Genomic DNA, 25,442 nt, shown 5'->3' with positions numbered 1-25,442 from the left:
TATCTGAATAGATGTTCATATATCAGCTGAGAAGTAGTGCTCAACAGAGAATGAGGGGACGCCTGTGGCAGCCCTCGAACACCTATGCCGCCGACATTCCTCTGATGCCTGGTCTACCTCCGCTACACTGACCGCATGACCTCTCCTGAATCCAGGCCGCCGGTGGGTCGTCCCGTCCCGGACATGCCCGAACATTCCGAGTTGCCGGTCAGCAGTGGCCACCGCGCCTCGCAGGAGCGCCCGGCGTTCGCGGTCAACGGGTTCGTCGCCTTTGCGCTGATGCTGCTGGCCACCGCTGCCCTGCTCTTTGTGGGGTGGCAGTTGCTGGGTTCGCTGCTGAACAGTGCCGTGGCGACGGTGGGCTTGGTGCCCGCGCTGGTGCTGCTGTTTCCGCTGGCCGGGGTGCTGCTGCGCGGGTTCTTTGTGGTGGCTCCCAATCAGGCTGTGGTCCTAACCCTGTTCGGCAGGTACATCGGCACAGTGCGTCAAAATGGCTATTTCTGGGCCAATCCGTTTGCCGGGCGGCAGGATATCAGCCTGCGCATTCGCAACTTTCAGAGTCAGCTGGTCAAGGTCAACGACGCGGCGGGCAACCCCGTCGAAATTGCCGCAGTCATCGTGTGGCGGGTGGTGGACACGGCGCGGGCGTCCTTTGACGTCGAGAACTACAATTCCTTTGTGGACGTGCAGGCCGAAACTGCGCTGCGGCACCTGGGCACGGCGTTCGCTTATGAAGCGTATGGCCTGGACGAGCACGGCCAGCCGGTGGTGAGTCTGCGTGGCCGCCCCGATGAGGTGGCCCACTACCTGCGTGAAGACCTCCAGGCCCGGCTCTCGCTGGCCGGGGTAGAGGTGCTGGACGCGCGCATCAGCCACCTGGCCTACGCCCCGGAAATCGCTTCGGCCATGCTCCAGCGCCAGCAGGCCGAAGCGGTGCTTCAGGCCCGGCAGGTCATCGTGGAAGGGGCCGTGGGCATGGTGCAGATGGCCATTGAGCGCCTGGAACGTGACGGTGTGGTGGACCTGGACCGCGAGAACCGCGCCGAGCTGGTGAACAACCTGCTGGTGGTGCTGACCTCCGAGCGCGGCGCGCAGCCTACCCTGAACTCTGGGCGCTAGGTCTGAACACTAGGCCTGAGCGTGTGGCGCTGGCGCTGTCAGCTTGAGCCCGATCAGGGCGGCCAGCAGCGCCGCCAACAAGCCCAGGCGCAGCGGGGTCAGAGTTTCTCCGAACAGCACGTTTCCCAGCAGCATGGCCCCCACCGCGCCTATGCCAGTCCAAGTGGCGTAGGCCAGGCCCAGTGGAATGGTGCGAATGGCCCGCGCCAGGCACTCGAAGCTGAGCACAGCCAGCACTATAAAAGCTAGTCGGTACTCGCCCTGCATCTGGCTCAGCTTGAGCGCTGTCGCCATGCCCACTTCAAACAGTCCGGCCAGCGCCAGCCACAGCCAGCCGCTCACGCCCCGCTCCCAGTCAGCCGCAGCGCCGCAATGAGGGCGACCACCAGCGCCAGCAGCCCCAGCTGCACCCGGTTCAGCCGCTCTCCAAAGAAGGCCGCCCCTACCAGCACGGTGCCCACCGCTCCGATGCCGGTCCAGACGGTGTAGGCCGTACCCAGTGGAATGGTCTTCATGGCCTCTTGCAGAAATCCGAAGCTCAGAACGGCGCATACCAAGAACAGCCAGATGTAACGCTTGTCCCGCTGTTCCAATTTGAGCGCCGTCGTGAAGCCCACTTCCAGCACTCCGGCCAACAGCAGAGCGGTCCAGCCCAAACCTTCAGTCCCCATATTTTGTCCTTTCTCGCACGTATGTGCTAATTAACTTGGAAATGTAATAGCACGGATGTGCTCAATACTGCTAGAACGTGAACCATGCCCAAACAGGTGGACCATGACCAGCGCCGCGCCGAACTGGCCCAGGCCGTGTGGCGGCTGATTCGCCGCTCCGGTTTGGAAGGGGTGACCATCCGTGCGCTGGCCCAGGAAAGCGGATGGTCCAGCGGGGCTGTGCGCCACTATCTGCCCAGCCGTGCTGCCGTGCTGGCCTTTGCCGCCGAGCAGGTGAGTGCCCAGGCTGAGGCCCAGCTGCGCCAGCTGCCTCTGCACGGCACCCCCCGGCAGAACCTGCTGAGCTTTCTGGAAGCCACCTTGCCTATCAGTGCCCAGAGCCGCGAGTGGATGGAGGTCTGGCTGGCGTTTGTGGGGGCCTCGGTGGGTGACCCGCAGCTGGCCGGGGTACAGGGACTGACCTACCGTGACCTGAATGTGGCCCTGGTGGATATCCTGACGCACCTGCAAGCGGACGGCTGGACCCTGAGAGGTACGCCGCAGGAAGCTGCCCTTGACCTGCAAGCGTCGCTTGATGGCCTGAGTGTGCACCTGCTGCTGGGGGTCATGACGCCAGAGCAGGCGTGTGCCGCTCTGGAGCGCACGGTGGACCGCCTGATGGGTGCGCCGGCCGCAGGTCAGCTTGCATAATGCACTTATGGGCGAACTCCAGACCCTGGACCTGATTATCGCGCTGGTGGCTGTCTTTGACGTGGTGACTGGGCATTTCCTCAGTGCGCGGCAGCTGCGCTTGGCCGAGCAGATGCCGGAGCCGCAGGACCGCGAGCTGATGCGTGAGCGGGCGCAGCGTGGCCGCGTCATGCTGATGTATGTTTCGCCGCTGCTCCTGGTGGCGCTGTATCTGCTGTGGCTGCGGCCCTCTATGGTGTAGGCCAGTGTGCCCTGGTCTGGGCAAGTCAGCAGGCACGGTTCAGCAAAGCTTCAGGCAACCTCTGCCCTGGTTAGGGAGGCGTAGGCTAACCAGATGTCCCGAGTTCCCGGTCCGCCGACTCCACTCTCTGCGCCGCTGCCTTCTGAGGCCGCCCTTCCTCCTTCAGACACGCGCCCTGCGTCGCCGCACCGCTGGCTGGGGCTGGTGTTGGGCGTGCTGTTGCCCCTGCTGCTGGTGGGTTGGCTGGGCGAGGAAGTGCTTGAAGGCGAGCGTTTCCGCTTTGAGGCCCCGCTGATGCTGGCGGTGCATGAGGCAGTGGGCACCCGCCTTGACCCACTGGCCCTGTGGCTGCACTTCTGGGGCGGCCCGCTGGTGATGCCACTGCTCTTTCTGGTCCTCGCGGCCTGGTCCTGGCGTTATCTGGGCCGACGTGCGGCGCTGTTCACCCTGCTGGGGCCGGGCAGTGCCGTGGCCGTCGGCGGGCTGATGAAGCTGGTTTTTTCGCGTCCCCGCCCTGAGTTGTGGCCCCGGCTGGTGGAGGAGACCAGCGCCTCTTTTCCCAGTGGACACGCGACGATGGGCGCGGCCCTGGCCACCTGGGCTGTGCTGCTGCTGTGGCCCCGGCTGGGCCAGACCCGCTGGTTGGTGCTCTTGGCGGGCCTCCTGTACGCGGGCATGATGGGATTTTCGCGGATTGTGCTGGGCGTCCACTACCCCAGCGACGTTCTGGCTGGGTGGCTGACCGGCTTGGCCCTGGTGCTGGGCATGTTCCGGCTTTTGGGCCGCCCACTGTGGCCGTCTGCTGCGGCCAGTGTCCCCGACTGACCGACAGTGAACCTCCCTTTAGCCGCGCCTCCTGTAGTGGTCGCCCCGGCCCGTTAGGGTAAGCCTTATGCAACTGGACATCCGCCACAACGAAACCAAGCAGCGCTACGAGGCCTATCAGGGCGAGCAGCTGGTGGGCCACTTGGACTACGAGGACCTGGGCAATGCCGCCCTGCTAACCCACACCGAAATTGACCCGGAAAGCGGCGGCCAGGGCTACGGCAGCGAGCTGGTGACTGGTGCACTGGAAGGTTTTCGCCAGCAGGGCAAGCTGATCGTGCCGCAGTGCGCTTTTGTGACCAGCTTCCTTCAGAAAAATCCGGAGTATCTGGAGCTGGTTCATCCCAACCAGCGCGGACAGCTGGGCATGGAAGAGCGCGAGAACCGCTGAGACGCCAGGACGCTTGCGCCAAGGCCGAACGCCGCCCCGTGAGGAAGGCGGCTTTTTTTGGGCCAGCACCGCCTGACTAGTGGGTCGGTGCTGCCCTAAGGTGCAATACCCGGGTGCGTCCCCAGTCGGCGGGGTCGCTGCTCATGGGAAGGTACTGCCCCGCCGCCCAGCCGCGCAGCTGGTCGCGTGCGTAGGGTGACAGTGGGTTGCCACTTTGGCCCAGTGAGCCGGTAAAGAGGCTGGCGTCAGGGTCGCTCAGGTCAATCAGTTGCCGGTAGCTTGCTGCGTGAGTAAAGGCCAGGGTGCCGTCTTCCCGGTTGGGCCGGGCCACATTGACGGTATCGCTGCCGCCAGGCGCGGGAATCAGGGCATTGAACAGCGGAGCCAGGGCCCTGATTTCCCCGAATGCTCCGTGCGTGCTGAGCGCCTGGTGCGTTTCCCCGTAAGGCAGGCGGGCGGCCTTTTGGACTGCTGTTTCTAGGGTGCTGGCCAGCAAGGGAGTGCAGTCCTGCTTGCTGGCGCCGCCGCACAGTGGCCCCTCTCCAGCGGTCAGAGCAGCGGCCACGGCGCGGGTGCTGGGTTCTGCTCCCAGGTGCTGCTGGCCCTGCGCTTTCAGCTCAGCCAGCCACCACTCGAACACGGTGGCTGAGCTGGAGTCTGTGCTGAGCTGACCGTCCCACTGGCGCAGCCGGTCCAGGGCGGCCTCGGCGCTCAGGCCAGCGCTGGGCAGGGCCAGGAGTGCCTCTTTCATTTCCCGCCACGGACCACTGAGGACATCGCCCTGGAGAGCGGCCATGTCATCCAGTGTCAGGCCCGATTTGCCCGTCAGCTGCTCGGTGATTCGTGCGGCCCGGTAAGGATCGGCCCAGGTCCGGTCATTGGTCAGAAGCCAGGGGTAAGCCTGCGGCACCGAGCGGTTGTTGGCAGTGACGACCAGGCCGTCGGCGGGATTGAAGGTCTGAGGCAATTCCCCAAACGGAATCCAGCCGTCCCAGCGGTGCTGCCCATCGGCGGGAACCGGCAAGCTGCCGTCCCAGCCCCGGCGTACCGGCACCCGTCCCGGCGCAATGTAGCCGATATTGCCGTCTACATCGGCGTACACAAAGCTCTGACTGGGGGCCACGTAACTTTGCATGGCCGTGCGGAATTCGTCCCAATTCTGGGCGTAGTTGGCTCCTAGAAAAGCGTCCATGGTGGTGTCGCCGCTCATCAGCGTGGGCCAGCTCAGAGCCAGTTTGCTGCCCTGCGGCCCGCTGATCACGGAACTGATCACTGGGCCATACTCGCTCTGCTCCAGATTCAGCCGGACATCCGCGCTGCCCTTGACCCGAATCCGTTCTTCGCGGGTTTGGACGGGCGCGTCTGGTGGCAGGATAAAGAGGTCCTGCACGTCGGGATCATGGTTGGTGACTCCCCAGGCCACCCGTTCATTGCGCCCAATCACCACCGCTGGCAGGCCGGGGATGGTGGCCCCAATGGCATGTAGCTCCTCGCCCTGAACCTCGGCCAGATACCACAGCATCGGGCTTTGGAGCTTGAGGTGGGGGTCGTCTGCCAACAGCGGTTTGCCACTGGCGGTATGTGCCCCCGATACCACCCAGTTGTTGCTGCCCCGGCTGGCTTCGAATTCCATGCCCAGTTGCCGCGCTGCGGCCAGATGCTGCTGCAATTGCTCCACGTGAGCGGCAGGTAGCCCAGCTGGACAGGCCGCGCCAGAGTCGCTGTTCGTTGGTGCAGAGGGCGTTACAGGCAATTCATCTTCGCTGAGAATGGTCGGCCCCTGCGCCGGATAGGGGGGGGCAACCGCTTTGAGTGCCTGCGGGCCGCCTTCTGCACACAGTGCTGCATTGCTCAGTTCCTGTTTCCAGTTGCCCCCCAGATCAAACGACATCAGTTTGCTCCAGGCCACCGAGTCTACGTCGGTCCAGGGATCGGGTTCGTAGCCCAGAATCAAGAACTCAGGCGCGGTTTTGCCCAGCGCAAAGCCTGCATTGACCCCAGCCGTATACGCCGAAATCAGGCGGCGGCTCTGCGGGCTGAGGGCGTCCAGCGCTGTTTCGGCTGCCCTCTGAAAGCCCCAAGTCCGCAAAAAACGGTCCTGTTCCAGCGCGGCTGTACCGAGCACTTCTGCCAGCCGTCCCTGTGCAATGCGCCGCTGAAAATCCAGCTGCCAGGCCCGGTCCTGGGCGTGGACCAGCCCCAGGGCATAGACCGCGTCCTCGTCACGGGAGGCCTGAATATGTGGAATCCCGTATTGGTCGCGGGTAATGGTGGTGTCTGAGCCCAGTCCGGCCACATGGAGTGTCCCGCTCAGCTGCGGCAACGTCTGGGTTCTTACATAGATAAGTCCCGCCAGCAGCGCCAACAAGGCAGCCAGCAGCAGCCCCAGAGCGGCCCTCAGCACAGTTGTGAGCATGCGGGCAGTCTAGCCCGAAGCCGTGACAGGGTGGCGAGTGACCAAGGGTGGTGCAGTCAGAAGCTGGGCCACTCGCCACCGGGGACAAACCATTTGTTTGGCCTGTCCCCGGTCATGTCCATCTTGTATTGCTTATCTGGCAATTCTGGCAGTTTAAGTTTAGTGGGCAGTGGTGCCGCTGCTGCTGGCGTCCGCTGCACCCTCTGGATTGCTTCCATCGGTGCTGTTGGGCTGGTCGCTTCCCTCTGCACCTTGGCTCTGCTGACCAGGGCCGACTTCACCTTCTACCGGGTTGACGATGGGCATCTGCCCCGCGCCTTCGCCGGTGGCAGGCTGGGTGCGAACCTGCGTGACTCCCAGGAACAGCAGGGTGAGGGCGGTGATGAGAGCAGCAGCGACGATTTCAGGATATTTCACAGTCTTTCCTCCGAAGATGAATTGAAGCCGGGAAGCGCGCCCGGACAAGTGGCTGATTATCCGACTATAGCGCCAATATTTCCCCAGCTCCCGCCTTCCCTCAGTGAGCGACGTGTGGTCAAAAGAAAATTAATCTCAGTTAATAAGAGAATTACAAACAAGTACCCTTCCTACGCCTCCCCCTATACTCAGCCATGTCTCCTTCCATATCTGCGTTCTCCCGCCCTAACACCTTCCTGGCTACTCCTACACCGCTCACGCCTGAGCATCAGCTCCTGCTACTCTCTCCTGATGGCCGCACCCTCCAGGCTCCCGGCCCTGAAGGGTGGCCCAGGCTGAAAGACCTGGCAGAGGAGACATTCAGTCAACCCCCAATCAGCCTGGGCTGCTGGGAGGGACAGAGCTACGCAGCAGCCTACAGCAAGCATGAGCTGCCTGGCGGCTTGCCTCTGCGCCAGTTGGTGACCACCCATGAGAGCGCGGCTGGTCTGGCAGGATACGCCGCTCAGGTGCTCGACTTTCACAGCACCCACCGCTTTTGCGGACGCTGCGGCACACCAACGGACTCGCTGAGTCATGAAGTGGCCCGGCGCTGCGCGGGCTGCGGCTTGACGGTCTATCCACGGGTGGCCCCGGCAGTCATGGTGCTGATCTGGCGCGGCGCAGGTACGAAGCGTGAATTCCTGCTGGCCCGTGGCCCCCGGCATACGCCGGGGCTGTTCTCGGTGGTGGCAGGCTTCACCGAGCCGAGTGAAACTCTGGAGGCGTGCTGTCACCGCGAAGTCCTGGAAGAACTGGGAGTCACTGTCCGGAGTCCGCAGTACGTGCTGTCACAGCCTTGGCCGCTGCCACACTCGCTCATGGTGGCTTTCAGTGCCGAGTATGTCAGCGGAGAGATTGTGCCTCAACCGGGTGAGATTGAGGAGGCCCGCTGGTTCAGGGCAGACCAGCTGCCACAGATTCCAGCGCCTTACAGCTGTGCCTACCATCTGATTCAGAGTGGGGTAGCCAAATAGGGTTTCTACCCTAAGGCTGATTAGGGTAGTATTCTCCCCATCATTTTGACCCTACCTGCACCCCTCAGCGCCCCGCGCAGGCCCCTTCTCGTCCATTCTGTGAGGGCATCACTTATCATGCAGTTACCTCGAAGCTTTGAAGCTGAAGCATGGGCAGATGCAGATGATGTTCAGTGCATGGTAATCATTCGACAGCAACACGTCAGCATGTTAATTTTGTAATCCGAATATTATCCGTTCTTCTCTCGCACGACACGGAGTCTACGGTCCCGACTCAGGTAAGCTGCTGGATATGACTTCTCGCTCCAGCTTTCCGCTGACAGACCGCTTCAGCCAGGCGCTGCTGCTGGCCGCACACTGGCATCACGGACAGTACCGCAAGGTAGGACCGGAGGAAACGCCCACGCTGCCCTATATCTCGCATCTGCTGGGAGTGGCGTCGGTGGCGCTGGAGTTCGGAGCCACAGAGGATGAAGCCATCGCAGCTCTGCTACACGACGCCCTCGAAGACGGACCAGCCAACACCGGCCAGGACGCCGAGCGGCTGCGCGGCGAACTACTGGACCGCTTTGGCCTACGCGTGACGGTGCTGGTCGATGACGCCACCGACGCCGCGCCGCGTGCTGGGCAGCCCAAAGCCCCCTGGCCTGAGCGCAAGCGGGCTTACCTGCGCCGGCTGGGTGACTTGCCCGCCTCCTCGCAGCTGGTCAGTGCCGCCGACAAGCTGCACAATGCCCGCACCATGCTGGTGGATGTCCTGGGGTTGCCTGCGGAAAACCGCGCCGTCTACTTTGAGCGCTTTCAGCAGGGACAGCTCGGCACGCTGCAGTATTACCGCGCTCTGGCCGACGCTTTTGTGGGCACGGAACATCGTCTGAGCGAACGACCCCGGCTCAAAGAGCTGTTCCGTGAACTGGAACGCACCGTCGGCGCACTGGAAACGGCGTGTGGCCTGAGCAGCGATGAGGTTCGCCACTCCGCCGGCCCACTCAGTCCCTAAAGCTAAAGGCCCAGCGCCGCCCGCAGATAGGGCGCGGTGCGGCTCTGCTGTGCCTCCGCCACCTCCGCGGGCGTGCCCTGGGCCACCACCTGCCCGCCGTCCTCGCCCGCGCCGGGGCCGATGTCGATGACCCAGTCGGAAGCCGCCACCACCTGCATTTTGTGCTCCACCGCAATCACGGTATGTCCGGCGTCCACCAGTCTGGCGAGCTGCTTTTGCAGGCGCTCGATGTCGGCGGGGTGCAGGCCGGTGGTCGGCTCGTCGAGGATATAGACGGTGCCGCCGCGCCCACTGCGGCCCAACTCGGTCGCCAGCTTGATGCGCTGCGCCTCGCCGCCCGACAGTTCGGTGGCGGGCTGGCCCAGCCGGAGGTAGCCCAGCCCAACTTCGCGCAGGGTGTCCAGCGCGCGGAAAATGGCGGGTTCGTCCGCGAAAAACTCGTGGGCGGTGTCCACCGTCATGTCCAGCACGTCGGCGATGTTCTTGCCCCGGTACTCGACTTCCAGCGTCTGCTCGTTGTAGCGCTTTCCCTGGCAGACCGGACAGGGCGCGTACACGCTCGGCAGGAACAGCAACTCGACCATCACCCAGCCTTCACCCTGGCAGTGTTCGCAGCGCCCCCCCTTCACGTTGAAGGAGAACCGGCCCGCGCTGTAGCGGCGCTTTTTGGCGAGCGGAGTCGCCGCAAACAGCTTGCGAACGTGGTCGAACAGCCCCGTGTAGGTCGCCATGTTGCTGCGCGGGGTGCGGCCAATCGGCTTCTGGTCCACCCGCACCAGCCGCGAGAGCTGCGCGAGGTCGCCGCCGAGCTGCGCGGTGCCGCTCAAGGCGGGGGCGTCGTCCTGGTCGTCGGGTTCCTCGGCCACGGGCTGCCCGAAATGCGCCGCCAGCGCGTCCACCAAAGCCCCGCTCACCAGCGAGGATTTGCCCGAACCGGAAATGCCCGTCACGCTGGTCAGCACGCCCAGCGGAAAACGAACGCGGAGGTCTTGCAGGTTGTTCCGGGTCACGCCGCTCAGGTCCAGCCAGCCGGACGGCTCGCGGGGGGCGTGGGGTTCGGAGTGGGCAGCGGTAAACAGATATTTGCCTGTCTGGGACGCCTTCACATCCTTCAACCCCTCGGGCGGGCCACTGTAGAGAATCTGCCCGCCCTTCTCCCCTGCTTCCGGCCCCACGTCCACCAGCCAGTCGGCGCGGCGAATCACGTCCAGATCGTGTTCGACCACGAACAGCGAGTTGCCGCCCCGCTTGAGGCCGTCCAGCGCGGCGAGCAGTGCCTCAGTATCGGCGGGATGCAGCCCGGCGGACGGCTCGTCGAGCACGTACACCACGCCGAACAGGTTGGAATACAGCTGCGTGGCGAGGCGCAGGCGTTGCAACTCGCCGGGCGAGAGCGTGGGCGTGGAGCGCTCCAGTTGCAAGTAGCCCAGGCCCAGGTCCAGCAGCACGTCCAGGCGGCGGGTGAGGTCCCCGGCCATGCGTTGCCGGGCGATGGCCTGGGCCGCGCCTTCCTCACCCGGCGCAGCTTCGGCGTAGGGGCGCAGCACCTCGGCCACCCGTGCCAGAGGCAGCCGCGAGAACTCGGTGATGTCCAGCCCGGCGAAGGTCACGTTCAGGGCCTCTTGCCGCAGCCGTTTGCCGTGGCACAGCGGGCACTCCTCGGAAATCATGTAGGCCTGCACGCGCTTTTTCATGGCGGCGCTTTCGCTGTGGGCGAAGGTGTGCAACACATGACGGCGGGCGCTGGAAAAGGTGCCCATGTAGCTCGGCTCCATTTTCTTCTTCACCGCGCGGCGGGTTTCTTCGGGCGTGAATCCGGCGTAGACCGGCACGACGGGCTGCTCGTCGGTAAAGAGAATCCAGTCGCGGGTTTCCTGCGGCAGTTCACGCCAGGGCACGTCCACGTCGATGCCCAGCGTCACCAGAATATCGCGCTGGTTCTGCCCGCCCCACGCCGTCGGCCACGCCGCCACCGCCCGCTCGCGAATGGTCAGCGACGGGTCAGGCACCATCGAGTCCTCGGTGACGGTGTACACCCGCCCTTGCCCGTGACACTCCGGGCAGGCCCCCTCCGGCGTGTTGGGCGAGAAGCCCTCGGCGTACACGATGCCCTGGCCTTCGGGGTACTCGCCAGCGCGGGAATACAGCATCCGCAGCAGGTTGGAGAGGGTGGTGACGCTGCCCACCGAGGACCGCGCCGTGGGCGTGCCCCGCTGCTGTTGCAGGGCGACGGCGGGCGGCAGGCCATCAATCGCGTCCACATCCGGTGCGCCGACCTGGTTGAACAGCCGCCGGGCATAGGGCGACACCGATTCGAGGTAGCGGCGCTGGGCCTCGGCGTACAGCGTCCCGAAGGCCAGCGAGGACTTGCCCGAGCCGGAAACGCCAGTAAACACGACCAGCGCGTCACGCGGAAGCTGAACGGAAATGTCTTTCAGGTTGTGCTCGCGGGCGCCGCGCACGCGCACGAAGCCAGATTCGGGAAAGTCAGGCGACATCACCGGGCAGTATGCGCCAGCATGGGCAGATGTGTCGCAGGATGGCAGGTTTCTTAAAGCCTCACATTTGACTTGCGGCCTTGCTGATGGTCACCCGGTCTGGGTCACATGGATCACTGGACTTTAAGAGCGCTTAAAGCCGGCTGGCGCGTGCCCCGCCTGCGGGCAGAGGATACTGGCAGGACAACGTCTCTTCCCACGCCCCCAACTTCAAAGGATGTGTCTCCATGCGTAATTTTTCCCTGCGTGACCTGTATCTTTCTCAACTGCGCGACCTGTACTCAGCCGAAACGCAGCTGCTGGCCGCCTTGCCCAACATGGCCGCCAATGCCCAGCACCCTCAACTGAGGCAGGGCTTTGAAAAGCATCTGGCCCAAACCCATGAGCAAGTGGCGCGGCTGGAAAGCGTCTTCAGCGCCCTGAACGAGCCCAGTTCCGGCAAAGTGTGTAAAGCGATGCAGGGGCTGGTTCAAGAAGGCGCCGAGGAGGCCGGGGAGAACAAGGCCGGTCCCGTACGTGACGCCGCGCTGATCGCTGCCGCGCAGCGCGTAGAGCACTATGAGATCGCCGCTTACGGCACTGCCCTGAACTTTGCCCGGCTGCTGGGTGAGGAGCAAGCCGCCGCTCTGCTGGACACCACTTTGCAGGAAGAAAGCCAGACGGACCAGTCGCTGACCGAGCTTGCTCAGACGGTGAACCAAGCGGCGCTGCAAGAGGAGCCCAGTCACTAAGAAGGCCAATCATTAAGAACCGCAGTAACTCATTGAAGACGTGAAGCAGGGCCCCAGCCTGAGCAAAAGCTGGGGCCCTTCCTCTACCTTGCAGATTCAGGGCTTGAGGGTGTCCAGAGCCTGGAGCGCGGCGGCCAACTCCGGGTCCTGGCCGGTGCGGGCAAACGCGGCGTCATCGCGTTTCAGGGGCACCTGAGGCTGCACGCGGGCGCTTAGGGGCTGGCCGTCCGCCGTCTGTACACGCGACACTGTCACTTGTAGGCCCGAGCCGTCGGCCAGGTCCAGCAGCTGCGTGGCGGAGTCCCCCACCCCCACGGTGGGCCGGCCCAGCACCACGGTGCGCGGACGTGTCAGCAGATCACGCGCCATGAATTCCGCGCCACTGGCCGAATCCTGGTCGACCAGCACCGCCAGCGGACCTGCGAAGCGCTGCGGCTTGAAAACCCGTACGCCGCGCTGCGGTTCACCGTCTACCAGATAACGGCCCCGGTCATAGGACAGCAGCTCAGAGCTGGACCGCTCCACATCCAGCAGCGGGGCAGGTTGGGTCAGCGCCCCGGTGCTCAGCAGGGTTTCGGGCAGCAGGCCACCGGGATTGCCGCGCAGGTCCAGGACCGCCCGCTCCGCGCCTTGCTTCCCGGCGCGGCGCAGGGCGTCGTGGAGGTCCTGCGCCACGCCTTCCATGTCGAAATGTCGCAGCCGCACCAGGGCTGTGCGCCCGTCGAGCATGTCCACACTGACCGCTGGAGCCACGAACGCACCTCCGGCCAACTCGGTCTGGAGTGGCTGACCCGCCCGCGAGTAGCTCAGGGTCGTGCGCCGGCCTGAGCGTCCGGCGGCCCCCAGCTTGTCCCCGGCCCATTCAGACAGCAACGGCATCCGGCCCATACGGGTGAGCAGGTCGCCGCTGCGTAGCCCGGCCTCTGCGGCGGGGGAACCGGGCAAGACTTCGGTCACCAAGATGCCCTGGCCCTCGACCAGCCGCGTCACCAGTCCAAAAGCGAAGGCGCTGGCCTGACCGGACGACTCCAGCTCCTGCGCCGCCCACTCGGCAGGAGTAAAGAAGTTGGTGTGTTCATCGTTCAGGGCGCGCAGCACCTCACCGATGACGGGATAAGCCGCTTTGGACGTGCAGACGCTCTCACCGGCGCACAGGGCCTGCACCCGGGGCAAAAAGCGCTCCCGCAAGTCCTGGGCGCGCACTTCCGAAGGCCCGCCATAGTTGAGGGCCAGTTCATAGATGACTTCGTCAAAGAGGTCCTGGGCACTGACGTCGGATTCTGTCTGCGGCGCAGCGGCAGCGACTGGAGCAAGCAGAAGCAGGCCCGTCAGAAGCTGAGCGAGAGCTTTCATGGGCGCTTCTCCTGAGATGAAGGCAGCTCGAAGGTGTGGGGCACAGAGACTGGGTTCAGTTCGCGGGTCAGCACCTGCTCACGGTACAGCACCTCGCTGCCGAGCCACAGCGTGCGTTCCTCCAGGGCCTGCGGCGCAGCGGCACCGGGCACCTTCACACCAGTGGCGGCCCGTGGATGACTGTAGGTAAAGGTGAGCATGTCCAAGTCCTCGTTGGCACTGCGGTCCGCCAGCAACTGGCCCGTCTGTGGGTCCAGCAGATACTGCCAGGTCGCCCCATCCGGCCAGCTGACCTCCAGCACGTTGCCGCGCAGGGGCTGTGGCCCGTCGGCCAGCCAGGTCTGCACCCCGGCAGCGCTCAGGCGGGTTCCCGGCTGTGACGCCGCTCCCAGACCGGCCACCCCGCTGCGCAGGTTCCAGCGCAGGACTTCAGCCCGCTGGGGCGGCACCGGCACCGTCCCGTGCTGTGGCGTATACAGACAGTTGCCCACTGGCGTCAGCAGATGCACCGAGTCCAGCACATCGCCCGTATAGTCGGTGATTTTCAGGCGCTGACCCGCAAGATCGGTCCAGATGTCGCTGAGGTACGCCGGGCCACGGCCCTCTTCGCTGGTCTGTACCCGTTCATGCAGCAGCGTGAGTCCCGCAGTCGGCAGACCAGCAGCCTGGCGGGCATGTTCCAGCAGGGCCGGAGCACTCAGCCGTGCGGTCCCCGGCAGGGAAGCAGCGCCAGCAACAGCAGACCCCGCAGCGGCAGATCCTGGCTTGGGGAGTTCAGCAGCCAGGGTCGGCACACTGCCAAGCCACAGCCCAGCCACCAGTGTCAGGGCAGGGACACCCGGTAAGAAAGTCTTCACAGCTCCAAGTGTAGCGCTCAGGCCAGGGCGTCCAGACTGACCCAGCCGCTGCCCAGGGTCTGGCTGCGCTGCGCCGCTGCGAGCACCCGCACCGTATCCAGTGCCTGCTGCACGGTGACTGGAGGTGGGCTTCCCTCACGGATGGAGGCGGCCAGCGCACGGTACAGCGCCGGATAATCCCCGGGCAGGCGGGGTATCTCCCTCTCTCCCTGCGCTGTGATAAGGCGGCCAGCCGCCGCACTTGTCCGGCCAGCGCTGTGGCCCCAGCCGGGTGCGCCGGGTGTCTCCCCTGCTTTTAGCGCCTCCTCCTGGGGGTCCAGGCCCTCAATCACGAAGGAACCGGCTGTACCGTGCACGGCGAAGCGCGGCGCAGTCCAGGCCGTCAGCATGGAGGCGTGCAGGGTCACGCGGCGCTCTCCTGTAGCGTCCGAGTAGTCCAGCGTCACCTCGGCCCGGTCGTCACTCTGGGCACCGGGACGGACGCGGGCCAGGTCAGCACGGACCCGCTGAGGCAGGCCAAACAGGGTCAGGGCCTGGTCAATCAGGTGGGGGCCGAGGTCGTACCAAATACCCGCACCGGGCTCCGCACTTTCACGCCAGCGGTCACGCACCTCGGGCCGAAAGCGGTCAAAGTGCGAGTGCAGCGCGGTCACCCGGCCCAGTTCGCCGCTCTCCAGGACTTGGCGCAGGGTCAGAAAATCACCGTCCCAGCGACGATTGTGAAATACGCTGAGTACCAGCCCCCTCTCCTGCGCCAGTGTCACCAGGGCCTGGGCCTCCGCCACAGTCAGCGTGAAGGGTTTTTCCACCAGCACATGCCGCCCGGCCTCCAACGCGGCGCGGGCCAAGTCAACATGCGTGCGGTTGGGTGTGGCCACCACCACCAATTCAGCATCTGATTCGGCCAGCAGGTCCTCAGAAGTATTGAAAATCTGGGCTTCTGGCAGGGCAGCAGCCGCACCTGGGTTGCGACTGGCAACGGCAACCAGCTGAACTTCAGGCAGGGCACGCAGCAGCGGCACATGAAAGACCTGACTGGCCGAGCCGTAGCCCAGCAGGGCCGTACGGACAGGAGAAACAGACATGCGGGCAGTCTAAAGGATGGTAGGAAGTGGGCCCTTTGGCTCTGACCCGCTTCCCGGTCAGTGAGCGGCGTTTCGGCGGGGCCGCAAGTGCAGCAAGCCCACAATGCTAAAGCCAACCAGGAGGCCAAACAGGCCCGAACCAATGGTGCCCACCAGCCACTCGGTGAGGGCATGGGCCGCTGGGACCGCGTGGGCGGCCTGCACGGCAAAGTCGTGAATCAGGTGCTCCAGTTCGGGATAGCCCAGCTTGGCGAGGCCCGCCACGATGATGTGTCCACCCACCCAGAGCATGGCCGCCGTACCGATGACCGACAGGGCCGTCAGCACATGCGGCATGGCCTTGACCAAGCCACGCCCAAAAGCCGCCGTGCCCCGGCGCGGACTCTGGGACAGCTTCAGACCGATGTCATCCATCTTAACGATCAGGCCGACCACGCCGTAGACCAGCGCAGTAATCAAAATGGCCACCACAAACAGAATCAGGGCACGTGACCCCAGCGGCTCCGTCGCCACTTCGGCCAGGGCAATGGCCATGATCTCCGCCGAGAGAATCAGGTCAGTGCGAATCGCGCCACTTACCATCTGCTGCTCGTGTTGCTCGCTGGACAGCTGCGCCACTTGCTCCTCATCTGCCGCGTGGTGACCGCCGCCAAAGGCTTCATAGACCTTTTCAGCACCCTCAAAGCACAGGTAAGTGCCGCCCAGCATCAGCACGTAGGTGATGGCCGAGGGCAAGAACTGGCTGAGCAGCAGCACCGCGGGCAAAATGAACACCAGCTTGTTGCGCAGCGACCCCTTGGCTATTTTCCAGATGATCGGCAGCTCACGGGCAGGGGAAAAGCCGGTCACATAGCGCGGCGTCACGGCGGCGTCGTCCACCACCACACCGATGGTTTTGCTGCCCGCTTTGGCTGCGGCTGCGCCGATATCGTCCACCGAAGCCGCGGCGGCGCGGGCAATCACAGAGATGTCATCCAAAAGGGCGACCAAGCCACCACTCATGCGGGACTCCAGGGCAAGTGGGCAGGGAAAAAACTCAGCATCTGTTCCAGCTTAACAGGGCGGAAGCGTTAAAGCCGCTTAGAAGGGATTTAAAGAAGTTTTGTTTTGTTATTCGCGTATCAAAACAATTTGCATGAAGAAGGAGCCTCAAAGGGCTCCTCTCAGCGGTCACACGCTCAGAAAGTTTTTGACTTCGCCCAGTCCTCCAGCGTTGCGCAGCACTTCGCCGCGCTCCCGGTCAATCAGGGCCGGAGTGCTCTGCACGCTGTATTCGGCGGCCAGTGCCTCAAACTCAGCGGCGGCCTCCTCACGGTGAACGGTCACAATCTGGTCATCAAACTGGCCCTTCAGGGGCTTGGCCAGCATCAGCTTGAGGCGCTCGCAGTTCGGGCAGTTGTCCTGGGTGAGCAGCACAAAGCGGGTTTGGGTAGGGGTCAGGGTTGCAGATTCAGTCATGGGCCAGGGCCTCCAGGAGGGGAGTGCGAGCGGGTTCTTTGCGGGTCACGCGGCGGGGTTCGGGCCAGATGTCGTCCATGTCCTCTTCGGTCAGGGCCTCAACGGCAATCTTGGAATAGCTGTTGCCTTTGGCGCTGAAGAAATCGTGGGTGGTGCCTTTGGCCTTGATGCCGTTACGGACAATCGGGTTGATTTCCTCGTCCTCAAACGAGCGCTCTACGCCCAGGTTGTCGGCCAGCACGTTGAAGTTGTAGCGAATGAACTTCTTAACCTCGTCCACGAGGCCCACCTCGGCATACAGCATCTCGGTGTAGGCCAGCTCATTGCGGTACAGCCGCATCAGGGTGTCTTCGTACCAGGCCAGGGCGTAGGCCTGCTCGGCTTCGTTCATCTCAGCAAACTTTTCCTGGGCCAGCAGCGCCACATACACGCCGTGGACCGCTTCATCCATGATGATCAGGTTGAAAATCTCGCCCGCCGATACCATTCTCCCCTGCCCGGCCAGATACAGCGGATAAAAGAAACCGGAGTAAAACAGCGCCGTTTCGAGCATGCACGACACCACCATCTTTTTCCACAGGCCCAGGTTCGACACGTCAGGGTCGTTGTAGATACCCATGATGATGCTGATCTTGTTCTGAAGCTGCGGCTGGGTGCGGACCCACTCAAACACCTCGCGCTCCTCAGACGTGGTGAGGAAGGTCTTGTTCATCAGCGAGTAGCTCTTGGCGTGGATGTCTTCCATCATGCCCTGGAACTGAATGGTGGCCTTGCGGATATGGCCGTCCACCAGGTGCCGCAGCGCGGGCATGCCCACCTCGCCCTGCAAGGTATCCAGCGCGTTCAGGCCTGCCGAAGCATGGATATAGGTCCAGCGCTCAGCGTCGCTCAGCGATTTCCAGACGATGGCGTCGTTGCTCAGCGGAATTTCTTCAGGGAACCACAGCTGTGAGGTGTACTTCTCATAAAAAGTGGTGCTGAAGCCGTCTTCGGGCTCGGACCAGTTGGTGGCAGAAAAGGGGTCTGTATGGGGTTGCATGGGGGCTCCTTCGGAGGTCGGCAGGTCTAAGGGTCAAAACGTCTAAGGGTCTAAGGGCCTGGAGATAAGGTCAGTAGCCCTTAGACTCTCAGACCTTCTGACCTTTAGGCCCGCTGGGCGGTCACACCGCGCAGGTCAGGCATTCCTCAATCGTCGTCTTGCGCATCCGGGTGTAGTAGAGGGTCTTGACGCCCTTGAGGTACGCCTGGATGTAGTAGCGCTGGAGGTCGCGGGTGCTGGAGGTGCCCGGCACGAACAGCGTGCAGCTGATGCCCTGGTCCACATGGCGCTGGGCGGTGGCAACCGTGTCCAACACACGGTTCATGTCCATGTCGTAGGCTTCTTCGTAGTACCACTCGGTGTCCACGTTCAGGTGCGGCATGGGATAGATGGTGCGGGCCTTGTTGGAGGTGCGCGTCTCGACCTTTTCAGTGATGGGCATGATGCTCGCCGAAGCGTGCGAGACATAGGAAATGCTGCCGGTGGGCGCAATCGCCATCACGAAAGAGTGGGCCAGGCCATGCTGCTGAATGTCACGGACCAGCTGCGCCCAGTCTTCTTTGGTGGGGAGGGTGTGGCCCTCAAACAGCGCCGCGACCTCGGCAGTTTTGGGAGCAAAGTCCTTGACCAGATACTGCTCAAAGTAGGAGCCATCGGCGTAGCGGCTGCCCTCAAAGCCACCGAAGACGAAGCCGGTGTCGCGGGCAATTTCCATGCTGGCCTTGCGGGCATGGTAGTGAACCGCCGCAAAGAAGGTGTCCACGAAGTCCAGCGCTTCCTCGGAGCCGTAAATCAGCTCGTTCTTGGCAAGGAAGGAGTGCAGGCCCATCGCGCCCAGGCCAATCGAGCGCATCTCATCGTTGGCCCGCTTGACGGCGGGCACTTCGGTCACGGACGTGGAGCGTGCCACGTCGTCCAGCATGCGGATGGCGGCTCCCACCACGCGCCCCATATCACCGCTCTCCACGGTCTGCTCAATCACCAGGCTGGACAGGTTGCAGCTCACGTCTAGGCCGATGGTGTCCTTGTGCTCCTCGCCGTAAGCGTGGAAATAGCTGGGGCGGGTGGGTTGCAGAATCTCCGAGCAGAGGTTGCTCATCAGGATTTTGCCCACGTTGGGAATGGGGTTGGCGCGGTTGGCGTTGCCCTCAAACAGCAAGTAGGGGTAGCCGCTCTCGCCCTGGGTGATGGCGATGTCCTCAAAGATGCGGCGGGCCGAAACGCGCTTTTTGCGGATGCGGGGGTTGTCGGCCAGCTCCTGATATTCGCTGTTCCAGTCGATAGACGTAAACTCGCGGCCCGTTTCTTGCTCGATGGAATGGGGATAGAACTGGTAGATGTCCTCGCCGGAGCGCACCTTCTGCATAAAGATGTCAGGAATGGTCGCGCCCACGCTGAGGGTTTTGAGGCGGGAATCCTCGTCGGAAGCGATTTTCTTGGCGCTTAGCACATCCATGAAGTCGGCGTGCATGACGCTGAGATAAATGGCCCCCGCACCGGGGCGCTGCCCGGCCTGGTCGGCGTAGCGCAGCATGTTATCCAGCATCTTCGCCACGCCCATCACGCCTTTGGTCACGTTCTGGATGCCGCGCAGCGACTCGCCGCGTGCCCGCAGGTTGCTCACCTCAACCCCGATACCGCCGCCGCCTTTGCTCAGCTCGGCCACGAAGCTCAGGGTCTTGGTGATCGAATTGAGGTTGTCGGTGCAGTCTTGCAGCAAAAAGCAGCTGACCAGGCGGCCCGTGTTGGCCTTGCCAGAGTTCATGAGGGTAGGGGTGGCAGGCGTAAAGGTCTGGTTGACCAGATGGTGTACCAGCTCCAGCGCTTCTTCCACGTTGCTGGAGCGGGCCAGGGCGGTGATGCTCATGCGGTCCTCGTAGCGCTCCAGCCAGCGCGAACGGTCCGGGGTCATGGTGGCGTACTCGGAATAGAACTTGTAGGCACCCATGAACGACTTGAAGCGGAACTTGTAGCCGTAGGCGCGGTTGAACACCTGCTGCACCTCGTCATAGCTGTAGCGCTCAAAGATGCTGGGGTCCCAGACACCGTTTTCGGTCATGTAGCGGATTTTTTCCTTGAGGTCGTGGAAAAAAACCGTGTTGGGGTTGACCTTCTCCTGAAAGTACACTTGCAGGGCGTCGGTGTCATAGGTGGTGTTGATTTCGGTGCCCGAGAGCACCTTGTTGTTCAGTTCTATCCAGCGTTCCATAGTTCTCCTCGCCTTTCCGATTTCCAGCCGTCATCTCCCCCGGCCTGCTGCTGCCGCCAGGGCAATGTCACCATGTTCAGTCTGCTGCGTTGGCTGCGTGGGTCTGAAGCCAGTCCGCGACCCGGCGCACATCCTCGGCATTGCCTGACTTATTGACCCGCGCAACATACGGGACACGGTATTGCGCCGAAATGACATCGCCCGCCCGGCCAAAGCTCTCGCCCCAGTGGTAGGAACCGCTGCTGACCACGCCACGCAGCCAGTGGCTGTGCTGCCCCAGAAAAGCGGCGGTACTCTCCGGCACAGCCCCGCTGCCAAAGGTGTAGGTCAGCAGCAGATACGGTGCGCGGGGGTCAGCGTCAGCCAGGGCGACCACTTCTACTCCGGTCAGGTCGGCGACCTTGTGGGCGAAGCGGCGGGTGTTGCCAGTCAGGGTGTCAAAGATGAGTTGCACGGGTGGGGCTCCTTTTGAACCATGCCAAAGCTCTCTACTCGGTGCCCAGTGGGCCCCAGTAGACAGGGCGAGTTCATCAAGTCAGTCCCTCTGCCCAGACGCGGTCAGGGCCGAAGGATGAGAGCCGACAGGCCAGTGGGACTGTGGTTCTATGCCCCGGATTCTAGCGGGGCAGTAGGACCGAATCAAGGCCCAGAGTACAAGTATTTGTATGTAGAAAAATTACAGATACAAGATATGGTGTCCTGCACTGTGAACTGCGGATTTGGGGGAACGCCCTAAGCTATCATGCCGGTCATGACGCTGTCCCACGCTCTTGAGCAGTACACAGGTGATTTGCTGTCCAGCACGCGGGAATGGACCAACTTACACGACGACGAGCTGAAGCGCCGGGCTGTGCGGGCTGCCGCAGACAAGGACAGCGCTGAACTGATCAGCCTGACCACGGCTTATCTGGCACATGGGGGCAGCAGCGGCGTGCTGACCAGCCCCCGCACCGTTGAGGCGTACCAGTTGGGCACCCGGCAATTTGTGGAATATGCCCAGAACAATGCGGTCAGCCTGCTCAAGCCGGGACGGCACATGGCTCAGGGCTATGTGAACTGGATGCTGGCGCAGGGGCGCAAACCTGCTGGCGTGGGCCTGAAAGTGGCGGCTGCCGGTTGCCTGTACCGGGCGCTGCGCTGGGCCGGAGCCACCGAAGCCGACCCTTTCCGCGACGTGCGGGTGCCCAAGGACCGCACCCCCGGCATCATCAAGCGGCCCCCTTACACCGAGAGCGAAATCGCGGATGTACTGGAGCAAGCCGATGTCCATACCCGATTTTTGCTGTTTGTGACGGCGCACGGGGGCCTGCGCATCAGCGAAGCGCTCAGCCTGGAGTGGGACGATATAGATGAAGCGGCCCGGCGGCTGCATGTGCGCTCCGGCAAAGGGCGCAAGGCCCGCATGGTCGCCATGAGCCAGAGCCTGAGCGACGCAGCGCGGGCCTACCGCGTGACCTATGGCCCCGGCGGGCCGGAGTTCGGCGCGGGCCGCCGGGCCACGGCCCCGCAGAAAGTCTTCCGCTACGGCACCACGCCTACGGCGCGGTATCACCTGGAACGGGCGTTCAAGGCCGCTGGGGTCGAGTTCCGGGGCTTTCACCCTGGGCGCAAGTACGCGGGCACCCGGCTGCTGCAACAGATCAAGGACTTCGGGCGGGTGGCGGCGCACCTGGGCCACGAGTCGGTGGACACCACCCGCCGGGGTTACGCCCGGTTAGCGGCGGACGATCTTAAGGATGATCTGGCGGGGTGGTAAGGGGCGCGGGGAAGCGCTGGTTTTGGTTAACCAAAAACGTATTGGGCATTGGTCAGAAAGCTGAGTGTAGCGGTTCTCGAATTTTTGCCGTTGAACACTGGGAGCCTAAATCATGCCACCGACCCTCACCGCAGCAGGGCATCCGGACGAACAACTAAGTGCAACCCTCCAGGCAATAGGCCACGAGCAAGGGGGTAGTGCCCCAGCAGCACGGCCAGGGACGGCCTTCACCCCTACAACTGCCCCAGCTCGCGCAGCCGCCGCCGGTACGCCTGGGGGCTGATACCCGCCATGCGGCGAAACTTGCGGGTAAAGGCCGAGTGGTCGCTGTAGCCGCAGGCATGGGCGACCTCCGACACCGACAGCTCGGGCCTGCGCAGCAGCCGCACCGCGTGGTCAAAGCGCACCCGCAGCAGCAACTGTTTGGGCGTGAGGTGGGTCACGCGCCGGAACAGCCGCTCCAGCGTGTCAACCGACAGGCCCACATGGGCAGCCACATCGCGCAGCCGCAGCGTGCCCTCGGCAAAGTGGGCGTGAATGTAGGCGAGCGCCGAAGCCACACGGGGAAACTCGGCGTGCTGCGAGGCGGGCGGCAGGTCACGCGACAGGCCCACCAGCCCCAGCACCTCGCCCGCGCTGCCCAGCAGGGGGAGCTTGTCGGTCAGGCACCACACCGGCGTGCCCTGCGCGGTGAAGTAGAACTCCAGCACGTCATGCAGCTCCTGACCCAAATGCAGGGTTTGCTCGTCTTGCAGCAGGGTGCGCTCACCCACCTCGCCAGTAAAGACCTCAGCGGCGGTGCGGCCCAGCAGGTCACTTTTCATGGCGCGGCCACTGCGGCGGCGCAGGGCTTCATTGACCACCACGTAGCGGCCCTGAGCGTCCTTGACATAAAAGATCAGGTCCGGTTGCGTGTCCATCAGCGCCTCCAGTGGCGAGGCGTGGGGCGGCGTCAGCAAGGCGGAGAGCAGTTGGGGACTGGGACGGGCAAGGGGTGTAGGCGGCGCAGCAGGCACGCCCAAAGTATGCCAAACAGGGAGTATGCCAAAAACCGCAGGAGGCCCCGCCTTTTCATTCAAGACGCTCCCCGCTGACATTCTGTAGATTGCCGGGCATGCTTGAGCGCCTCTCCCTGCCACCCCGCCTACAAACCTTGCCCGCCGAATGGGTGGGCATTGGCCTGGCCCTATTTTCTGCCAGTGCCTCGGCCACAGTGGGCATCTGGGCCAAAATGGGCGCAGCAGCGGGCCTGAGCACGACCAGCATGCTGAGCTGGCGTTTTGGCCTGCTGGCGGCGCTGCTGATCCTGCTGGGCTATGCCAAAGTCAGCCGTGAGCAGCTGCGGCCTCTGCTGTTCATGGGGCTGCTGCATGTGGGGTCGGCTCTGGCCTATTTCACGGCACTGGAACATATATCGGCCAGCACCACGGCGCTGCTGGTGTACTGTGCGCCGGCGGTGGTCATTGTGCTGGGACTGCTGGCGCATATCCGGCCCTCGCGCTGGCAGGTCATCGCCCTGACGGTCACGCTGCTGGGCCTGAGCGTGGTGGTCGGCATGCCTGGCCCCGCCGACGCCAGCGCCGTGGGCCTGATGATGGGCGGCCTGGCCGGGCTGATGTACGGCGGATACTTTTTTGCCAGCCACCGGCTGAACCGGGGCATCAAGCCGCTGACTGTGACCGCCGTGGTGAGCCTGGTCACGTCCATTGTCGCTGCTGGGATGGGCGCGGCGCAGGGTGACCTGAGTGTGCCGCACAGCTGGGCGCAGTGGCTACCCATCGTGGGCTTGGCGCTGATTCCCTCGCTGATTTCCATGCCCACGCTGTACGGCGCGGTGGCCCGCATCGGGGCGACCCGCACGTCCATGCTGACCACCACCGACCCGCTGTGGGCGATTGCCCTGGCCGTGATGCTGCTGGGCGAGCATCTCTCGGCAGGGCAACTGCTGGGCGGGGCACTGATCCTGACCGGGGCCTGTCTTGCCCAGCGGGAGAGCAAGCCGGGCAAACGCCGGGTCCGCCGGGGCAAGTTCTGGAGCTCGCCCTGAAGCACCGTCACAGGCAAGAAAGAAGGAGGCTCCGCGCTGGGCCTCCTTCCTTTTTTTGCCCGAGTTCTCTTCTGGAATTTGCCCTTTGAACTGTCCTAACGGCCTTACAGTGTCAAGAAGCCCTGCTTCAGTCCGTAGGCGGCGTACAGCGCGGCCAGCACCAACAGGGAGAGCAGGCCCAGTTCCCACGGCCTAAACACGGGAAGGCCCTGCTCACGGCGGGCTTTGACAAACAGCAGCGCGCCGGGGGCATACAGCAGCGAACTGAGCAGCAGATACTGTGGCCCAGCGGCGTACAGCAGCCACAGGGCGTACAGCACTGCCAGGCCCGCAGTCCACTGGTCGCGGGTGCGTTCGCGGGCGCTGGCGTAGTGGTCGCGTGACGCCACCATCAGACCGTATGCCGCCGAGAACAGGTACGGCAGCAGAATCGTGGCGCTGGCGAGGTACAGCAAGGTCAGATAGGTCGAGTCATTGAAATAGGTCAGCAGCAAGAACAGCTGCACCATGAGATTGGTGGCCAGCAGCGCCCCGCTGGGTACGCCGTAGGCATTCTCGCGGGCCAGAAAGCGGGGCATCTCTTTGTCCTTGGCGGCGGCGTATAAGATTTCGGTACACAGCAGCGTCCAGGCCAGCATGGCCCCCAGGAGCGACACCAGCAGCCCGGCACGAATCAGCCACGCGCCCCAGGGACCGACCACCGCTTCCAGCACGTAAGCCACGCTGGGGTCCTGAAGCCCTGCCAGCTCCTGCTGGCTCATGATGCCCATGCTCAGCACATTGACACCGACCAGCAAAAAGAGGGTCAACAAGAAGCCCAGCACGGTACCCCTGCCGATATCACTGCGCCGAGCAGCGCGCGAGGAGTAGGTGCTGGCCCCCTCAATCCCGATAAAGACCCACACGGTGACCATCATCATCGCCTTGACCTGATCCAGGGTGCTGCCCAGGTTCGGGCTGGCCTGGCCCCAGAAGTCGGCGGTAAACACACCGAACCGGAACGCCAGCACGCTCAGGATCAGAAACAGAATCAGCGGCACGACTTTGGCAATGGTGGTCAGCATGTTGAGCGTGGCCGCGGTGCGGATGCCGCGCAGCACCAGTGCGTGAATGGTCCACAGCAGCGCCGAGGCAAACCCGATGGCGGCGGCGGTGTTGCCTTCGCCAAAGGCAGGGATGAACTGCCCGATGGTGCTGCCCATCAGCACGAAATAGCTGACTGTGCCGATAAATGCCGAAATCCAGTAGCCCCAGGCTGAGGAAAACCCCATAAAGTTGCCGAAGCCCGCCTTCGCGTAGGCGTAGATGCCGGTATTCAGGTCTGGGCGGCGGTTGGCGAGCATCTGAAAGACCAGGGCCAGGGCCAACATGCCCACGGCGGTGATGGCCCAGCCGATCAGCATGGGGCCGGGGGCGGCACTGACCGCGACGTTGGTCGGCAGCGCGAAAATACCGCCGCCAATCATGGAGCCGACCACCAGCGCGGTCAGGGCGGGGAGGCCCAGGCGCGGGCCCTCAGCCGCTGCCTGGGCCTGCGGCATTTCTGCGGAAGGATGTTGGGTCATAGAATCTGCCTTTTGTGTCTCCAGCACGGAGATTTGCCGCTACAGATGCAGCATGCTG

At 63.8% G+C, this 25,442-nt stretch carries 25 protein-coding genes; 10 read left to right on the top strand and 15 right to left on the bottom strand.

The window, feature by feature from the left end; genetic code table 11:
• Window positions 1-135 precede the first annotated feature (135 nt).
• Window positions 136-1,119 (top strand): SPFH domain-containing protein, encoded by a 984-nt coding sequence (locus tag IE158_RS01370; RefSeq protein ID WP_229838822.1) that lies wholly within the window; start codon window positions 136-138, stop codon window positions 1,117-1,119.
• A 9-nt stretch (window positions 1,120-1,128) separates the two neighbouring features.
• Here IE158_RS01370 and IE158_RS01365 read toward each other — a convergent pair whose 3' ends face one another.
• Both IE158_RS01365 and IE158_RS01360 read right to left on the bottom strand, forming a co-directional pair.
• Window positions 1,129-1,461 (bottom strand): DMT family transporter, encoded by a 333-nt coding sequence (locus IE158_RS01365; protein WP_189641877.1) that lies wholly within the window; start codon window positions 1,459-1,461, stop codon window positions 1,129-1,131.
• Window positions 1,458-1,790 carry a DMT family transporter gene (locus IE158_RS01360; RefSeq protein ID WP_189641876.1) on the bottom strand — a complete coding sequence of 111 codons (333 nt, stop codon included), beginning with the start codon at window positions 1,788-1,790 and terminating at the stop codon, window positions 1,458-1,460. Before IE158_RS01360 ends, IE158_RS01365 begins: the two co-directional genes overlap by 4 nt.
• A gap of 84 nt (window positions 1,791-1,874) precedes the next feature.
• Between IE158_RS01360 and IE158_RS01355 the strand changes: the two genes are divergently transcribed.
• The 4 genes from IE158_RS01355 (at window position 1,875) to IE158_RS01340 (ending at window position 3,937) form a co-directional block, all read left to right on the top strand.
• Window positions 1,875-2,480 carry a TetR/AcrR family transcriptional regulator gene (locus IE158_RS01355; RefSeq protein WP_189641875.1) on the top strand — a complete coding sequence of 202 codons (606 nt, stop codon included), beginning with the start codon at window positions 1,875-1,877 and terminating at the stop codon, window positions 2,478-2,480.
• A 7-nt stretch (window positions 2,481-2,487) separates the two neighbouring features.
• Window positions 2,488-2,721 carry an MFS transporter gene (locus tag IE158_RS01350; protein ID WP_189641874.1) on the top strand — a complete coding sequence of 78 codons (234 nt, stop codon included), beginning with the start codon at window positions 2,488-2,490 and terminating at the stop codon, window positions 2,719-2,721.
• 93 nt (window positions 2,722-2,814) lie between these two features.
• The gene (locus IE158_RS01345; RefSeq protein WP_229838821.1) at window positions 2,815-3,546 is read left to right on the top strand and encodes a phosphatase PAP2 family protein; all 732 of its coding nucleotides are present in this window, start codon (window positions 2,815-2,817) and stop codon (window positions 3,544-3,546) included.
• Window positions 3,547-3,613: 67 nt separating this feature from the next.
• Window positions 3,614-3,937: a GNAT family N-acetyltransferase gene (locus tag IE158_RS01340; RefSeq protein WP_189641873.1), complete on the top strand. Its 324-nt coding sequence runs from the start codon at window positions 3,614-3,616 to the stop codon at window positions 3,935-3,937.
• Window positions 3,938-4,013: 76 nt separating this feature from the next.
• Here the strand turns inward: IE158_RS01340 and IE158_RS01335 are convergent, their stop codons facing one another.
• Both IE158_RS01335 and IE158_RS01330 read right to left on the bottom strand, forming a co-directional pair.
• Entirely contained in the window at window positions 4,014-6,353 is a 2,340-nt protein-coding gene (locus tag IE158_RS01335; protein WP_189641872.1) for a penicillin acylase family protein, read from the bottom strand.
• Window positions 6,354-6,512: 159 nt separating this feature from the next.
• Window positions 6,513-6,770: a hypothetical protein gene (locus tag IE158_RS01330; RefSeq protein ID WP_189641871.1), complete on the bottom strand. Its 258-nt coding sequence runs from the start codon at window positions 6,768-6,770 to the stop codon at window positions 6,513-6,515.
• Between the two features lie 194 nt (window positions 6,771-6,964).
• Here IE158_RS01330 and nudC point away from each other — a divergent pair, with 194 nt between their 5' ends.
• Both nudC and IE158_RS01320 read left to right on the top strand, forming a co-directional pair.
• The gene (gene nudC, locus IE158_RS01325) at window positions 6,965-7,786 is read left to right on the top strand and encodes an NAD(+) diphosphatase (protein WP_229838820.1); all 822 of its coding nucleotides are present in this window, start codon (window positions 6,965-6,967) and stop codon (window positions 7,784-7,786) included.
• 292 nt (window positions 7,787-8,078) lie between these two features.
• Entirely contained in the window at window positions 8,079-8,786 is a 708-nt protein-coding gene (locus IE158_RS01320) for an HD domain-containing protein (protein ID WP_189641870.1), read from the top strand.
• A gap of 2 nt (window positions 8,787-8,788) precedes the next feature.
• Here the strand turns inward: IE158_RS01320 and uvrA are convergent, their stop codons facing one another.
• On the bottom strand, window positions 8,789-11,284 hold the full coding sequence (gene uvrA, locus IE158_RS01315) for an excinuclease ABC subunit UvrA (protein WP_189641869.1): 2,496 nt from the start codon (window positions 11,282-11,284) through the stop codon (window positions 8,789-8,791).
• A 227-nt stretch (window positions 11,285-11,511) separates the two neighbouring features.
• Between uvrA and IE158_RS01310 the strand changes: the two genes are divergently transcribed.
• Window positions 11,512-12,015 (top strand): ferritin-like domain-containing protein, encoded by a 504-nt coding sequence (locus IE158_RS01310; protein WP_189641868.1) that lies wholly within the window; start codon window positions 11,512-11,514, stop codon window positions 12,013-12,015.
• A gap of 96 nt (window positions 12,016-12,111) precedes the next feature.
• On the opposite strand, the gene IE158_RS01305 is transcribed toward IE158_RS01310, so the two are convergent.
• The 8 genes from IE158_RS01305 to nrdI all read right to left on the bottom strand — a co-directional run bounded on the left by IE158_RS01305 (window position 12,112) and on the right by nrdI (window position 20,470).
• A complete protein-coding gene (locus tag IE158_RS01305; RefSeq protein ID WP_189641867.1) occupies window positions 12,112-13,368 on the bottom strand; it encodes a S41 family peptidase in 1,257 nt (418 codons plus the stop codon).
• Window positions 13,365-14,225: a hypothetical protein gene (locus IE158_RS01300; protein WP_189641866.1), complete on the bottom strand. Its 861-nt coding sequence runs from the start codon at window positions 14,223-14,225 to the stop codon at window positions 13,365-13,367. Before IE158_RS01300 ends, IE158_RS01305 begins: the two co-directional genes overlap by 4 nt.
• Before the next feature lie 17 nt (window positions 14,226-14,242).
• Window positions 14,243-15,310 carry an oxidoreductase gene (locus IE158_RS01295; protein ID WP_189641865.1) on the bottom strand — a complete coding sequence of 356 codons (1,068 nt, stop codon included), beginning with the start codon at window positions 15,308-15,310 and terminating at the stop codon, window positions 14,243-14,245.
• Window positions 15,311-15,367: 57 nt separating this feature from the next.
• Entirely contained in the window at window positions 15,368-16,312 is a 945-nt protein-coding gene (locus IE158_RS01290; protein ID WP_189641864.1) for a DUF808 domain-containing protein, read from the bottom strand.
• Window positions 16,313-16,480: 168 nt separating this feature from the next.
• Complete coding sequence (locus IE158_RS01285; RefSeq protein WP_189641863.1) at window positions 16,481-16,768, bottom strand: thioredoxin domain-containing protein; 288 nt, start codon at window positions 16,766-16,768, stop codon at window positions 16,481-16,483.
• Window positions 16,761-17,807: a class 1b ribonucleoside-diphosphate reductase subunit beta gene (gene nrdF / locus IE158_RS01280; protein ID WP_189641862.1), complete on the bottom strand. Its 1,047-nt coding sequence runs from the start codon at window positions 17,805-17,807 to the stop codon at window positions 16,761-16,763. Before nrdF ends, IE158_RS01285 begins: the two co-directional genes overlap by 8 nt.
• Window positions 17,808-17,928: 121 nt before the next feature.
• Window positions 17,929-20,016 (bottom strand): class 1b ribonucleoside-diphosphate reductase subunit alpha, encoded by a 2,088-nt coding sequence (gene nrdE / locus IE158_RS01275; protein ID WP_189641861.1) that lies wholly within the window; start codon window positions 20,014-20,016, stop codon window positions 17,929-17,931.
• A 76-nt stretch (window positions 20,017-20,092) separates the two neighbouring features.
• Window positions 20,093-20,470: a class Ib ribonucleoside-diphosphate reductase assembly flavoprotein NrdI gene (gene nrdI, locus IE158_RS01270; RefSeq protein WP_189641860.1), complete on the bottom strand. Its 378-nt coding sequence runs from the start codon at window positions 20,468-20,470 to the stop codon at window positions 20,093-20,095.
• 297 nt (window positions 20,471-20,767) lie between these two features.
• On the opposite strand from nrdI, the gene IE158_RS01265 reads away from it, so the two are divergent.
• Window positions 20,768-21,772 (top strand): tyrosine-type recombinase/integrase, encoded by a 1,005-nt coding sequence (locus IE158_RS01265; RefSeq protein WP_189641859.1) that lies wholly within the window; start codon window positions 20,768-20,770, stop codon window positions 21,770-21,772.
• A gap of 233 nt (window positions 21,773-22,005) precedes the next feature.
• Here the strand turns inward: IE158_RS01265 and IE158_RS01260 are convergent, their stop codons facing one another.
• The gene (locus IE158_RS01260; RefSeq protein ID WP_229838819.1) at window positions 22,006-22,788 is read right to left on the bottom strand and encodes an AraC family transcriptional regulator; all 783 of its coding nucleotides are present in this window, start codon (window positions 22,786-22,788) and stop codon (window positions 22,006-22,008) included.
• A 98-nt stretch (window positions 22,789-22,886) separates the two neighbouring features.
• Here IE158_RS01260 and IE158_RS01255 point away from each other — a divergent pair, with 98 nt between their 5' ends.
• Complete coding sequence (locus IE158_RS01255; RefSeq protein ID WP_189641857.1) at window positions 22,887-23,819, top strand: DMT family transporter; 933 nt, start codon at window positions 22,887-22,889, stop codon at window positions 23,817-23,819.
• A 104-nt stretch (window positions 23,820-23,923) separates the two neighbouring features.
• Here the strand turns inward: IE158_RS01255 and arcD are convergent, their stop codons facing one another.
• Window positions 23,924-25,384 carry an arginine-ornithine antiporter gene (arcD, locus tag IE158_RS01250; protein ID WP_189641856.1) on the bottom strand — a complete coding sequence of 487 codons (1,461 nt, stop codon included), beginning with the start codon at window positions 25,382-25,384 and terminating at the stop codon, window positions 23,924-23,926.
• Window positions 25,385-25,442: the final 58 nt, after the last annotated feature.

It is taken from the genome of Deinococcus piscis (genome assembly GCF_014653275.1).
Lineage (GTDB): Bacteria > Deinococcota > Deinococci > Deinococcales > Deinococcaceae > Deinococcus > Deinococcus piscis.
The sequence above is the reverse complement of the archived record's forward strand: the minus strand, read 5'-3'. Positions and strand labels throughout refer to the sequence as shown.